Origin of the sequence: Psychroserpens damuponensis (assembly GCF_000826655.1) — a bacterium.
Lineage (GTDB): Bacteria > Bacteroidota > Bacteroidia > Flavobacteriales > Flavobacteriaceae > Psychroserpens > Psychroserpens damuponensis.
This window is the reverse complement of record NZ_JXJO01000011.1, coordinates 257,297-271,632: the sequence shown is the minus strand read 5'-3', so window position 1 is coordinate 271,632 and position 14,336 is coordinate 257,297. Positions and strand designations below refer to the sequence as shown.

14 protein-coding genes are annotated in these 14,336 nt (G+C 32.7%); 2 read left to right on the top strand and 12 right to left on the bottom strand.

Annotation, left to right across the window (positions count from 1 at the left end; translation table 11 throughout):
• Positions 1 to 426 precede the first annotated feature (426 nt).
• On the bottom strand, positions 427 to 1,542 hold the full coding sequence (dprA, locus tag TD29_RS06470) for a DNA-processing protein DprA (protein ID WP_040279655.1): 1,116 nt from the start codon (positions 1,540 to 1,542) through the stop codon (positions 427 to 429).
• A gap of 176 nt (positions 1,543 to 1,718) precedes the next feature.
• Here dprA and TD29_RS06465 point away from each other — a divergent pair, with 176 nt between their 5' ends.
• Together TD29_RS06465 and TD29_RS06460 are read left to right on the top strand one after the other, a co-directional pair.
• Positions 1,719 to 2,657: an HU domain-containing protein gene (locus TD29_RS06465; protein ID WP_040279654.1), complete on the top strand. Its 939-nt coding sequence runs from the start codon at positions 1,719 to 1,721 to the stop codon at positions 2,655 to 2,657.
• Positions 2,658 to 2,864: 207 nt separating this feature from the next.
• On the top strand, positions 2,865 to 3,374 hold the full coding sequence (locus tag TD29_RS06460; protein ID WP_040279653.1) for an acyl-CoA thioesterase: 510 nt from the start codon (positions 2,865 to 2,867) through the stop codon (positions 3,372 to 3,374).
• 165 nt (positions 3,375 to 3,539) lie between these two features.
• On the opposite strand, the gene TD29_RS06455 is transcribed toward TD29_RS06460, so the two are convergent.
• From TD29_RS06455 to atpH, 11 genes are all read right to left on the bottom strand, one after another.
• A complete protein-coding gene (locus tag TD29_RS06455; protein WP_040279652.1) occupies positions 3,540 to 4,757 on the bottom strand; it encodes a murein hydrolase activator EnvC family protein in 1,218 nt (405 codons plus the stop codon).
• A gap of 1 nt (position 4,758) precedes the next feature.
• Positions 4,759 to 5,529, bottom strand: coding sequence for a DUF4292 domain-containing protein (locus TD29_RS06450; RefSeq protein ID WP_040279651.1), 771 nt, complete (start codon positions 5,527 to 5,529; stop codon positions 4,759 to 4,761).
• Positions 5,530 to 5,532: 3 nt separating this feature from the next.
• Complete coding sequence (locus tag TD29_RS06445) at positions 5,533 to 6,897, bottom strand: tetratricopeptide repeat protein (RefSeq protein WP_241485250.1); 1,365 nt, start codon at positions 6,895 to 6,897, stop codon at positions 5,533 to 5,535.
• Between the two features lie 72 nt (positions 6,898 to 6,969).
• Positions 6,970 to 7,989 carry a sugar phosphate nucleotidyltransferase gene (locus TD29_RS06440; protein WP_040279649.1) on the bottom strand — a complete coding sequence of 340 codons (1,020 nt, stop codon included), beginning with the start codon at positions 7,987 to 7,989 and terminating at the stop codon, positions 6,970 to 6,972.
• Between the two features lie 135 nt (positions 7,990 to 8,124).
• Positions 8,125 to 8,559 (bottom strand): dUTP diphosphatase, encoded by a 435-nt coding sequence (dut, locus tag TD29_RS06435; protein ID WP_040279648.1) that lies wholly within the window; start codon positions 8,557 to 8,559, stop codon positions 8,125 to 8,127.
• 35 nt (positions 8,560 to 8,594) lie between these two features.
• Positions 8,595 to 10,058 (bottom strand): oligosaccharide flippase family protein, encoded by a 1,464-nt coding sequence (locus TD29_RS06430; RefSeq protein WP_040279647.1) that lies wholly within the window; start codon positions 10,056 to 10,058, stop codon positions 8,595 to 8,597.
• Between the two features lie 57 nt (positions 10,059 to 10,115).
• Complete coding sequence (locus TD29_RS06425; RefSeq protein WP_152611472.1) at positions 10,116 to 10,577, bottom strand: hypothetical protein; 462 nt, start codon at positions 10,575 to 10,577, stop codon at positions 10,116 to 10,118.
• 16 nt (positions 10,578 to 10,593) lie between these two features.
• Positions 10,594 to 11,130, bottom strand: coding sequence for a hypothetical protein (locus TD29_RS06420; protein ID WP_152611471.1), 537 nt, complete (start codon positions 11,128 to 11,130; stop codon positions 10,594 to 10,596).
• A 118-nt stretch (positions 11,131 to 11,248) separates the two neighbouring features.
• Positions 11,249 to 12,109 (bottom strand): ATP synthase F1 subunit gamma, encoded by an 861-nt coding sequence (gene atpG / locus TD29_RS06415; RefSeq protein ID WP_040279644.1) that lies wholly within the window; start codon positions 12,107 to 12,109, stop codon positions 11,249 to 11,251.
• Between the two features lie 51 nt (positions 12,110 to 12,160).
• Positions 12,161 to 13,741: a F0F1 ATP synthase subunit alpha gene (gene atpA / locus TD29_RS06410; RefSeq protein WP_040279643.1), complete on the bottom strand. Its 1,581-nt coding sequence runs from the start codon at positions 13,739 to 13,741 to the stop codon at positions 12,161 to 12,163.
• A gap of 53 nt (positions 13,742 to 13,794) precedes the next feature.
• A complete protein-coding gene (gene atpH, locus TD29_RS06405) occupies positions 13,795 to 14,331 on the bottom strand; it encodes an ATP synthase F1 subunit delta (RefSeq protein WP_040279642.1) in 537 nt (178 codons plus the stop codon).
• Positions 14,332 to 14,336 lie beyond the last annotated feature (5 nt).

Sequence of the window (14,336 nt, the reverse complement as noted above, 5' to 3'; positions counted from 1 at the left end):
TGACATGTAAGAAAATTCCGTTTTAATGTAATTTTCAAACGACATCTTCTTTAAACAAACTCTTGCATATTGTTTTTCTTTAAAGGAAGTATCTAATAACTTCAAAATCACCTTAGCATCAAAAAAAAACCAAAACCAAAACCATCTGTGGCACATTAGAAGTTATATAAACTCCACCGCATTATAAAGGTGAATATTGCTCGTAAATCCTGTATATAGGACGAACCTAAAGTAGCATCAATTTAATAATCTTATGATTTTCTTCGGAAAGAGAACGTTACAACCATTGTACCTATACATTCAACAAAACCCACAATATATTAGCCATTAGAACCTAACCACCTAGAACATTTTGAAACATTTGGCGCGTATATATCTGTATTCAAATAATTTAATAATATACTTTTAACAAATTAGGCACATCAACTAAACCAGTTCAAACAATTTTCCTGGCAAAGGTCGAGTCACACCTTTTAATTCCATAGTTAATAAAATACCTGCCACTTTAAAACTTGGAAGCTTGCATTGTATCGCAATTACATCTAATAACTGCGCATCTTTATCTTTTAAAAAATTATAAATGCGTTTTTCGTCTTGATTTAACTCCACAAATAACTGTTTTTGAATTGCAGGTTTATTTAATGAACCTGTCGCACTATCTAATTGCCAATTAAGTAAATACGGAACATCCATTGGGTTGGACAATAAATGAGCCTGCTGTGTTTTTATCAAATTATTACAACCTATACTTTGACTATCGTTTGCACGACCAGGCACTGCAAACACATCTTTACCATAAGAATTAGCAATATCTGCTGTAACGAGACTACCTCCTTTTTCGGCAGATTCTATTACAATCGTTGCTTCACTCATACCAGCAATAATACGGTTTCGTTTTAAAAAATTATTACGATCAAAAGGGTCTGAGCTCCAAAAATCGGTAAGAAATCCTCCATGTTCTTCAATTTCGGTCATATACCTTTTGTGCGTTTTTGGATAAATTTGATTCAACCCATGCGCTAAACAACCAATAGTTTGAAGCTTATGTTTAATTGCAGCTTTTTGTGCTGTAATATCTGTTCCGTAGGCAAACCCAGAAACAATAATAGGATCATATGGCACGAGTTGTTCAACGAGTTTTTCGCAAAACGCAACACCATAGGTCGTTATTTTACGCGTACCAATAACACTGATAATGCGTTTTTGTTTGAGATTGACATTGCCAACTTGAAATAATAAAATTGGGCTATCTATACAATGTTTTAATCGTTCAGGATAGTCTTCACCTGTAAAATACAGACATTTAATGCCGTTGTCTTTAATAAATTGTAGTTCCTTTTCGGCTTCTTTAATATGTACAGGATCAAAAAGCCCTTTAATTGTTGTGGCTCCTATCCCATCAATTTTTAATAGATTAAATTTTGTTTCTTTCAAAACACCTTCCGAAGAACCACAATGATTAATTAGTTTTTTAGCCGTAATATCTCCTACTTTAGGCACATGTTGCAATGCTAAAACATAAATTAGTTCTTCATCTGTCATTTTATAGTCTATTTTCTACATGCAAGAAACGAAATTTTAGATTATGAAGCGCTTTAATTTTTTTTTTTATAAAGTAAACTCATGAATTTTAGATAAATAAAAATCCAAATCACATCTGTTAATAACTACTCGCGATGAGATTTTATTCACAATAAAAAATTTTTAACTTTGTTTTTATGCAATTAGAAACTTACATCAGCGATTTATTATATAGATATGATTGTGTTATTGTGCCTCAGTTTGGAGCATTTTTAACACATCGTGTATCAGCAAAATTAAACGAAAACACACAATCTTTTTATCCTCCAAAAAAGGCATTATCTTTTAATGAGCAATTGCAAACTAATGATGGCCTTTTGGCTAACTACATTGCTGAAGTTGAAAAAGTTCCCTACCTCGTTGCTGTAGAAAAAATTGCCAAACAAGTAAAATCTATAAAATCTTATTTAGTTGAAGGCGAAACCATTGAACTTTCTAATATTGGAGATTTAATATTAAATAAGGAAGGTCATATCAATTTTGAGCCTTCAAGCCATATTAATTACCTTACTGATGCTTTTGGTTTGTCTCAATTTAAAACGGTTGAAGTTACAAGAGCTATACATAAAGAAACAGTAGAAGCCGTAGAAAAAGTGATTCCTATAGCGATTACTCCAGAAAAACGTAAGTCTAGACCATACCTTAAATATGCAGCCATTGGTTTAATATTTTTAACGGCTGGAGGTTTTTTTGCTTCTAATTACTACGGAAAACAAGTAGATTCTCACAATCAAATTGCACAAGAAGAAGCTAATGTACAACTCGATGCAAAAGTGCAAGAAGCTACTTTTATAATCGAAAGTCCCTTACCTGCTGCGACACTGCAAGTAGAGAAAAAAATTGGAAATTACCATATCATTGCTGGTGCATTTCGTGTAGAAGCAAATTCTGATAAAAAAGTGCAACAACTAAGAGATAAAGGTTTTAAAGCTCGTAAAATTGGTGTTAACCGTTACGGACTTCATGAAGTCGTTTACTCAAGTCATACTGATAGAATTGAAGCTCTAAATGCTTTACGCACCATTAAACGCACTCAAAATAGTGATGCTTGGTTGTTGGTTAAGGCTCTGGATTAGTATTATGTCTGTCATTCAATGCCATAGTGAAGCATCTAATTGTTAGACTTTCTTAGATTCTTCAATCGTTCCTTCTTCTATATGACATCGTAATTTTCATTTAACAAAACCTTAAATAGCGCATCTAAGCGACAAATTCATCTTACCTTTGCATTCTTAAATTAAGCATGATTTTTTGTGCTTCGGAAATTTTAAAACTCCCAATTTATGGAACCAAGAACAGCATTTCAGTCTAAAACCATTATGACAGATTTGGTTTTACCAAGTGAAACCAACCCAATAAACAATCTATTTGGTGGTGAATTATTAGCGCGTATGGATCGTGCTGCGAGTATTGCTGCACGTCGTCATAGTAGAAGAATTGTAGTTACAGCCTCTGTTAATCACGTGGCTTTTAATCGCTCTATTCCTTTAGGAAGCGTTGTGACTGTTGAGGCTAAAGTATCTAGAGCCTTTACTAGCTCTATGGAAGTTTATATGGATGTTTGGATAGAAGATCGTGAATCTGGTGAATGTATCAAAGCTAATGAAGCTATTTACACCTTTGTTGCAGTTGATGAAACCGGTCGTCCTGTAAGAGTCCCAGAACTCTTACCAGAAACACAATTAGAAAAAGAACGTTTTGATGCAGCATTGCGTCGTAAACAACTAAGTTTGGTTGTTGCTGGTAAAATGAAAGCTGCAGATGCTACTGAGTTAAAAGCTTTGTTTGTTTAGATAAATGAGATTCTGAAAACAAGTTCAGAATGACGACATCTGACCACATTTTATGAGTCCAACTTAAAAGTGTTTCAAAACGTTATTACATTTTGTAAATCCTCTAAAAGTGTTTCAAAATGTTATTACATTTTGTAAATCCTCTAAAAGTGTTTCAAAATGTTATTACATTTTGTAAATCCAACCTGCTGGATTTTCAGGTTTTGAATCTTTAAAAACACCAAAACCAAGCATTGTTTCTCCCTCGTTGTTGGTAAACACCTCTCCTATTTCTTGCTTAGCCATTATTTTATCGCCTTTACGCACGTATACTTTTGATAAATTTCTATACGCTGTGATGTAATTACCATGCCTAATTAGCACTGTTGGATTTGAATTTTTTTGACCTGCAACAGCTAGCACCTCGCCTTCAAAAACAGCTCTTACTTTTGCATTTCGCTCTGTAGCAATACGCACTCCATTACGATTTATTTTAACTGAAGGATCAATTAGAGATGGCTGTGTACCAAAACGTACTTTTACTACACCTTTTGCAACTGGCCAAGGCAGTTTCCCCTTATTAGAAATAAAGTTTTTAGCAATTAATTTGGCTTCTGGTGTTAATGCAAATCCTTTTGAAGATGTTGATTTACCCGCTTTTTTATTAGAGGCTGCTATGGCTTCTCTAATTAATTTATTAATCTCTCTATCAATAGCATCAATATCTTGCTGCTTCTTTTTAATTTTTGAAGCATAGGAGCTTAAATTCTGCCTAATAGAAGCCATGAGTTTATCTTGCTCCTTAAGTTCTTTTTCTAACTCTTTTTTAGCTGTTCTATTTTCTACGATGAGTTTGTCTTTGTCTGCTTTTTGTCGCAATAAATCTGTATTTAATTCTTGGAGTTTTGTAGTTTTTCCTTTTATTAAATCGCCTTGCTCTTTTTGATAATCTGCGTATTGTTTGATGTATTGAAGCCGCTTGTAAGCTTGTTTAAAATCATCAGATGACAATAAAAACATCACACGACTTTGCTCAGATTTGTTTTTATACGATTTGACTATCATTTCAGAATAGTCCTTTTTAAGTGCTGTTAATTGATTTCTTAAACTCGAAATCTCGTTTTGATTGGCATTAATTTCACGAGTTAATAGATTGGCTTGATCGTTTGTGACTTTAATTAAATTACGCCTCACATTGACCTTATAATTTAAATCTTCTACTAAAGACACAACCGATTTCTCTTCCTTTTTATTAGTAAACAACAACGCATTTAGTTGCTTTAATTCTTGCTGATATTGAATTCGTTTTGCCTCTAGTGCTTTTTGTTTAGCACTTTGTGCTTCCGAAGTAAAACAATTCAGAATAAAAAAAAGAAACAGTATGTAGGTAATTTTATATTGCATTTTATAGTATTATTTCTTCAAAACCTGAAGGGATTCTAAACGGAAATCGTACTTCTTCATTTACAGAAACCGACTTATATTCCATTATTACATTAAGCTCTTCACTATCTTCTACAGCAATAATTTTAATGTTTTGCGGTAACACTTCTTTATCAACTTCTTGATACCCTGTATAATCTATTTGAAGAAAACGCTTTTTTAAAGGTTGCAATAATTGCTGAGAATCCATTTTAAAATGTGATGGATTAAACAGTAAAAATAACTCTAACAACGCATTTTGATTTTTGGGTTGGAGAATGTAAGAGGTTTCATTATTAGAGATTACGTAGGTGTCTGCTTTCAAATCAAAAAGCGACTCGCCAATTAAAAGGCTTTGTACTTTCTCAAAATTTAACTCTACACCTAACAAATCACTCAATAATTTGTAATCTCCATCAAAATATTGATCATTAATTTTATCATAAAACTGAACACGATCTGGAGTGATCATCGCTCTCGCCAAACCTAACGTTGCATTTAGCCAAATGGTTTTATCTTTCTCCATTCTTAAGTTAAGCGTATATGACGATTCTTTAAGTCCATCTATAATATCAATCTTCACTTTGGCTTGAAGCGTTTTAAAATTAGATTCACTTTTTCCGTTCTCTCTTATTAATTGTTTTGCTGTTAATTTAGCATCTACTTTGCCATTAGCAACTATACTTCGTGCCGACTTACAAGACATTGCTAGCACTAAGAAGGAACAAGCTATAAAACATTTTAATACTCTCATAAATTATTGATCTTTCAATAAGGCTTCTGCCTTTTTAGCAAACGTTTGAGATTGACTTATATTATTTAGTTGTTTGTGAGATTCACTTAACTGCTTATAAAAATCTGCTTCCATTTTAGGATTCTCAACTAAAAAATCTAGACCTATTTCTAAGCTTTCTATCGCTTTTTTAGGCTCATTAATTTTATTATTTGCTACACCATTAATTAAATATAATATGGGCTGAGACGGGAAGATATCTAAGGCGTTTTTACTTTTAGCTGCAGCTTCTTTATCTTTATTTAAATCTATTTGAAGTAACAACACATCTCTTATGGTTTTAAACGCATTTGGTTCTTGTTGTAAGGCTTCTTCATAATAGCTTAATGCTTTTGCTTTATCATTTGATTTTAAATAATAATCGCCTAATTCTAATAACGTTTTTACACTTTTATCATCACTAATTAAAGCAGTTACTTCTACCAAATCTGATTCGTATTGCGGATTTTTACCTACAAATTTCACAAAATCATTGAGCACTTTGGTCTTTGCTTCTGGCTTAATAAATGAACTTGTTAACACTACTTTCATAGATTTGATAGCGTTTTCAGTTTCATTTCCGTCTAAATAAAACTTATATAATGCTAAATGCACCAATTGTGATTCTGGGTTGGATGCATGTAAACGTTTTGCTGTATCAAACGCTTTTTGAGTTTCTCCTGTTTCGCTGTATCTATAAATTAAACGAAGATAATTTGATTCATCTTCTGGATTACTCTTAACACGTTCTTCAAGGTTTTCTATACGATCTTCATCATTACCAGTAATATTGTAAATTTGATTACGCAAATAATCTCTATCTTCACTATAACCTAGTTTAGAGTCCATTTCGTCTAAAATCTTCAATGCATCTTTATATTTTTCTAACTGTATATATAAAGATGCCAAATCTTGCTTATAATCTGGATGATACTCTACAAGTTGCTTAACCGTTCTAAGCGCCTTATTCATATCATCTTGTTGCACGTAAACACCATACAGCTCATCTAAATACCATTCGTTTTTTGGAGCCTTAGATACGGCTTCTTTAAAGGCATCTTCGGCTGCGCCAAAGTTTTTAAGTTGCATGTAGTTTTTACCAAGTTCATAATACAATACAGGATCGCTATCATTAATCTCAATACATTTTAAAAGCGCATCTGCAGATTTTTGGTAATTCTCAATCCCTTTTTGTTTTAAGGCTTCAAAGAAATATTCTTGAAACGTATCTTCTACATTTCCTAAATCATCATCTGGTCGCTTATTGAAATCAACTTGCGCATAGGTGTTCTGCGGAAATGTAACTATTCCGAAGAAAAAAAGCAGGATGTATAATTTAGTTTTCATCATTTGTTATTAAACAAAGAGGTTTTTAAGGTTTTAAAAAAAATCTTCGCTGCGTTTTGAATGACATTTCAATACTTATTCTAACACAGAATAATCGCCAATACTAATGGCTTTAAAATTGCCATTGTATGTCACGTGATTTCCAATCATTGCATTGTCTAAAGTAGCATTTTTAATACTTGTATGGTTTTGTATTAAGCTATTTTTAACGCTTGTGTTTTCTATAACGCAATTATTACCAATAGATACATTTGGACCTATAGTAGCGTTATTTAATTCTACATTTTCACCAATATAACAAGGTTCAATGATTGTAGAATTATTATTTTTCACAGAGGTCGCAATCATTTGCTCTTCATTATCTGCTTTTAAAAAGCCTAGCATTCTTGTGTTGGTATCTAGAGTTACGTTTTTGTTTCCGCAGTCCATCCACTCATCAACAGTACCTGTTTTAAATATTTTACCATCTGCCATCATACGCTTAATACCATCGTTTATTTGATATTCTCCGCCATTCATCACATTCTCATCAAGAACTTCTTGCAATTTATCTTTTAAAACTGCTACGTCTTTAAAATAGTAAATTCCAATAACGGCTTGATCACTTACAAAGGTTTCAGGTTTTTCAACTAATTCAACAATCTCATGATTATCATTAAGTTTTACAACTCCATAAGCTTCAGGGTTTGCGACTTTTTTAGTCCAAATAACACTATCTGCATTTTGATCTAAATCAAACTCTGCACGAATTAATGTATCTGCATAAGCTACCACAGCAGGTCCAGACAATGATGGTTTTGCACACATAATGGCATGTCCCGTTCCTAGAGGTTGATCTTGACGGTAAATTGACGGTTTTGCACCTAAACTTGTTGCTAAGGCTTTTAAACTGTCAACAACATCATCACCAAACCAAGCTGGATCACCTAAAACAAAGGCGATTTCATCTACAGGTTGCTTTAAAACTTTAGCAATATCTTTTACCAAACGATGTACTATTGGCTGTCCTGCAACAGGAATTAATGGTTTTGGTACTGTTAAACTATGTGGTCTTAAACGAGAACCTCGTCCTGCCATTGGTACTATTATTTTCATCGAAAAATTTGTTTTTCGTTTCCGTGAAAACGGAAATCTATTCAATTTAATTTTATTTATGCTTTTGGATACGATTAAATAATCTAATCTTAATCAAATAATGACTACATGGTTTTTAAAATCTTACAGAAAATACTAAGACATTCCTGTACTACCAAAACCACCTTCGCCTCGATCTGTTTCAGATAGTGCTTTAACTTCAGTCCACTCTGCACGTTCATGTTTTGCTATGACTAATTGTGCAATACGCTCGCCATTATTGATGGTGAAATCTTCATTAGACAAATTTACTAAAATGACGCCTATTTCTCCTCTATAATCTGCGTCTATGGTTCCAGGAGCATTGAGAACTGTAATTCCCTTTTTTGCTGCTAAACCGCTTCGTGGTCTTACCTGAGCCTCGATACCAACAGGTAATTCTATAAAAAGTCCTGTACCAACAATACTACGCTCTAAAGGTTTTAATATTCTAGGTTCTGAGATACTTGCCCTCAAATCCATTCCTGCCGAAGCCATAGTTTCGTAGTGTGGTAGATTGTGATTAGATTTGTTTATTATTTTAATGTTCATGATTTTAAATGCTTCGTTTCACTCTAGATAACAAGTTAACGGGTTTTTAATAGTTGTTTCAGTTCTTTTTGTTCTGAAAAGAATACAATAGCCAAAAATACAATTAACATTGAAATTCCTATAAGATAATTGCCTCTAAAATAGTAGAATGAAAGCACAGACATGCTCACAGAAAGTACGAGATATAATCCTATTTTTTTTAGGTTGTATGGGATTGGGTAGTATTTCTTTCCGAAGTAATAAGATAATACCATCATAATGGTATAAGCGACTAATGTGGCTATTGCTGATGCTTTATAACTATATGTTTTAATAAATATAATATTTATAGCCAAGGTTACAATGGCTCCAACGATAGAGATATAGGCTCCAAATTTAGTTCTATCTGTAATTTTATACCAAACCGAAAGGTTATGATAAATCCCTAAGCAAAAATTTGCTAACAAAATTATTGGTACAACCCACATGGCTTCCCAATAAGCTTCGCTTCTTACTATATATGGTTTTAAAACATCAGCAAATACAACGACCGCTAGTAAAATTATGGAGCCAAATGCAACGAAAAATTCTAATATTTTGGCATAATTTTTTTGTGGGTTTTCTGTTTTAGCATGACTAAAGAAAAAGGGTTCTATTCCTAACCGATATGCTGTTGCAAATAAGGTCATAAACAAGGCTAATTTATAACAGGCTGAGTACATACCTATTTCGGTTTCGGCAATATCTGGAGGTAATAATCGATCTAATAAAATACGATCAAAAGTCTCATTAATTGAAAATGCAACACCTGCCACTAAAACAGGAAACGCGTAACGAAACATGGTTTTCCAAAGTTTTGAATCAAACTTATATTTAATTTTTAAGTAAAATGAGGCTACTAAAACCAAGGTGACAGCACTGGCTATTAAATTAGCAATAAAAATGTAACTAATTTCAAAATTGTCTCTACAAATACTATGAAATATAGAGTTTCCATAAGATAAATTTGTGAGCCACAATAAGAAAAATAAGTTTAGCCCAAGATTTATAGCAACATTTAGAATTTTAATAATGGCGTAACGCATGGGTTGTACCGTAGCTCGTAACCAAGCAAATGGAATAATCACTAAGGCGTCTAAGAGTAAAATCCAGATTACAAGATTGATGTATTTAACATCGATTTGAATTAATGATGCTATTTGATTCTGAAATATGAGAGCAAGCGCAAAAAAGCCTAATGAGGATATAATTAAAGAAATAGCTGAAGTACTAATAACGCTATCCTTATCGTCTTCTTTATTAAAAAATCTAAAGAAAGCGGTTTCCATACCGTAAGCCAAAATAACATTGAATAATACAAAATAAGAGAAAATCACAGATACTTTACCGTACTCTGCAACAGATGATAACACACCATCTGTGGTATAAAGAGGCACTAATAAAAAGCTTAACATTCTCGGTAAAACCGTGGCTAAACCATATATAAAGGTTTGTTTAAAAAGAGATTTTAATGCACTCAAGGGGTTAATTTTGTTAGGCTAAAAATACGTTTTTAGCAAATGTGAACCAAAGATAAGTTATTGCATCTCTAAAGGTCCTTCTTCATAGTAAATCCCTTCGTTTTCAATAACATTACTTATTTTGAAATATTTCGTTTCACCATGATCTCGATAACTAATTACACATTCTCTATTAGTGATATCAAAAGGAAAGTCCTTTAGCGTATTCAAACCATGGCCTTCACTTATTGAATTTCGTTTTATTAACTGGCAAATGTATTTACCTTTAGAAGGCATTAATCGTCCTTTTAGGTTTCTAAAAAACACACTATCAATAACAATGTTTTGTGTAGGTGTTAAATTAGCAATGTGGAAATTATACCCAGAACTTCCAATTTTAATAGCACTAGTCCAATTTTGGAAATAAGCTCTAGAATATTGGATTGGAGTTGTTTTTTGTAGCTTGTATGCATTGGAGCAACTAAAGAGCATTAGAAATACAACTATGAAACCATAACATATAGATTTTGAAGCATTCATATAGTTAAAGTAGTGATTAATTACGTATTAAAGTATTATTTGGTGGAGCACTTGGATAGTTTAAAGATTCTTTTTCCTTAACATTCGTAATCTTGTAATACAATGTTTTATTATCTACAATATAACGCACTACACATTCATCATTCATTAATTCAAAAGGAATAACAGTTGTATTTTTGGGTAACTGATTACCATATTCTTCTTTTGGATCACTACTCAATATGATATCCTTATGTTGATTTATTGATGTGTTAAAACGTCCTATATATAGTAACCCGTTTGCTGTTTTTGTAATCTCAAGTTTCACATGTCTACCTCTAAAATAAACCGAATCAAATACTATATTCTCGTTTGTGTTTGAATTGGTTTCAATAAAGAGGTTAATACCCGATCCACCACCTTTGATACCAGCTATCCATTTTTGAACGTATACATCGCCAAATTGAACTGGCGCTTTCTGTTGCAATTTTTGTGCTGTTGAGCATTGCGAAACAGTTACCATAAGAATTAACATTACTAATAGAAACGAGGTTTGTTTTAAAAATTTCATCATAAGATTTTAAACGTTATAAAGATACAATTTCAAAATTAATGCCATAAAAAAAGTCCAACTCATAAAGTTGGACTTAACTAATATGATAAGACGTTATGCTTATCTAATAAATTATAGACTAGTTATTCAAGGCTTCTGCTCCACCAACGATCTCAAGGATTTCGTTTGTAATTGCAGCTTGACGTGCTTTGTTATAAGTTAACTTCAATTGATCTCTCAATTCTGTTGCATTATCTGTTGCTTTATGCATCGCAGTCATACGAGCACCATGTTCTGACGCAAAACTATCTCTAATAGATTTGTATAATTGTGTTTTTAATGACTTCGGAATTAATTGCTCAACGATTTCTTCTTTTGAAGGTTCAAACGTATAATCTGTGTTTGTATTTGCCTCTCCTTCCATAGGAACAATTGGTAAAAATTGTTCTGTCATTACAATTTGAGTTGCAGCGTTTTTAAACTTGTTATAAACGATTTCAATTTTATCAAAATCACCAATAACAAATTTTTCCATGAGCATTTCTGAAATTTCAGCAACATTATCAAAAGTTAAATCATCAAAGACTTCACTCTTATTAGCGATAACATTGTTTGTTTTTTTAAATGCGTCATTTGCCTTTTTACCAATAGCTACATAAGACACTTCTTGATTAGCGTACTTAGTTTTGGATAGGTTAGTAACCTCTTTAATGATATTAGAATTAAAAGCACCTGCAAGACCTCTATTTGAAGTAATTGCTACAAGTAGTACTTTTTTAACTTCGCGTTGCTCAGCAAATACACTTGCAGAATCCCCTTCTAATGTTGAACTTAAACTCTGTAAGAGTTCAGTTAACTTGTCAGAATACGGACGCATTGCTGTAATTGCATCTTGAGCTTTCTTCAACTTTGCAGCAGATACCATTTTCATGGCACTAGTAATTTGCATCGTTGACGATACTGAAGATATTCTATTACGTATTTCTTTAAGATTAGCCATATTTCAAAATATGAAAATATTCCTGTTACTGTTACATAACAGGAATGTTAATTATGCTCTATATTTCCCTGATAAATCTTTAGCTACAGTAATTAATGTATCTGTAACTTCATCAGTTAATTTTCCTGCTTTTAACGTGCTTAATACATCAGCATGTTTCGCTTTTAAGAACTCGATGAAATCTCTTTCAAATTCTTTAACTTTATTAACAGGTACATCTTTTAATAAGTTTTTAGATCCTGCATAAATAATTGCAACTTGATCTTCAACTGTAAACGGATCATTTTGAGCTTGCTTTAAGATTTCAACGTTACGTTTACCTTTTTCAATTACATTTAAAGTTACAGCATCTAAATCTGAACCAAACTTAGCGAACGCTTCTAATTCACGATACTGAGCTTGATCTAATTTTAATGTACCAGATACTTTTTTCATTGATTTAATCTGTGCATTACCACCAACACGAGATACAGAAATACCTACGTTAATTGCTGGACGAACACCAGAGTTAAATAAATCTCCATCTAAGAAAATTTGACCGTCAGTAATAGAAATTACGTTTGTTGGGATATATGCAGAAACATCACCTGCTTGAGTTTCGATAATTGGTAATGCAGTTAAAGAACCACCACCTTTTACCATTGGTTTTAATGTATCTGGAAGATCGTTCATTTCTTTAGCAATTGCATCGTTATTGATGATTTTTGCAGAACGCTCTAATAATCTAGAGTGTAAATAAAATACATCTCCAGGATATGCTTCACGTCCTGGTGGACGTCTTAATAATAAAGAAACTTCACGATAAGCAACGGCTTGCTTTGATAAATCATCAAATACAATTAACGCTGGTCTACCAGTATCTCTAAAATACTCTCCAATAGATGCTCCTGTCATTGGTGCATACACTTGCATTGCAGCAGGATCTGATGCATTTGCAGCCACTATAGTTGTGTAAGCTAATGCTCCTTTTTCTTCTAGAGTTTTAGCAATTAAAGCCACTGTAGAAGCCTTTTGACCAACAGCAACATATATACAATATACAGGATTTCCTGCATCGTAAAATTCTTTTTGATTTAAGATCGCATCAATACAAACTGTAGTTTTACCAGTTTGACGGTCACCAATAACCAACTCACGTTGACCTCTACCTACTGGAATCATAGCATCAATAGCCTTAATTCCTGTTTGTAATGGTTCTGTTACAGGCTCTCTATAAATAACACCAGGCGCTTTACGCTCTAAAGGCATTTCATAAGTATCTCCTGTAATTGGTCCTTTACCATCAATTGGATTACCTAAAGTATCTACCACACGACCTACAATACCTTCACCTACTTTTACAGATGCGATACGAGATGTACGTTTTACTGTAGATCCTTCTTTTACTCCTATTGAAGTTCCTAACAATACAATACCAACGTTATCTTCTTCAAGGTTAAGTACGATACCTTCTGTACCACCTTCAAATTCAACTAATTCACCATATTGTGCATTAGCTAATCCGTAAGCACGTACAATACCATCACCTACTGTTAATACTGTTCCAACTTCGTCTAATGAAGCTCCTGCTTCAAAACCTGATAGTTGTTGTTTTAAGATTGCTGATATCTCAGCTGGTTTTACTTCTGCCATCTTTATTTAGATTTTAGACGTTCACTTCGACGAGCGTCGTGATCGAATTCTATTTAATTTAATGTAAACTCTCTTTTTAATGTATTCAATTTATTAGCAACACTTGCATTGTATTGAATATCTCCAATACGTAATATGAAGCCTCCTAATATGCTTGGATCAATAACACTATTGATCTCAACTTCTTTTCCTGTAAGCTCTTTTAATTTTGCTAAAACCTTCGTTCTTAAATCATCAGATAATTCAACTGCTGTAGTTACTGTAGCAACTTGCGTTTCTTTTAACTGATCGTAAAGTTCATTGTACTGCGTAGCAACATCACCAATTGAAGAGATTCTTTTATTTTCAATCAATGTATCTACAAGTTTAGCAGATAACGGATTTAAATTTTTGAATACCTCTAATAGGATAGATTTTTTTACTGAAGAGCGTACCACAGGATTTTGAAGCGTCAGTTTTAATTCTTTACTATCTGCAATAGTTGATGCTATTAATTTCATGTCTGAATTAATAGTGTCTTCAAGTTTTTGCTCTTGAGCCAAACTTAAAACTGCTTTTGCATAACGAATTGCTGCTCTTGTTCCTGCCATAATCT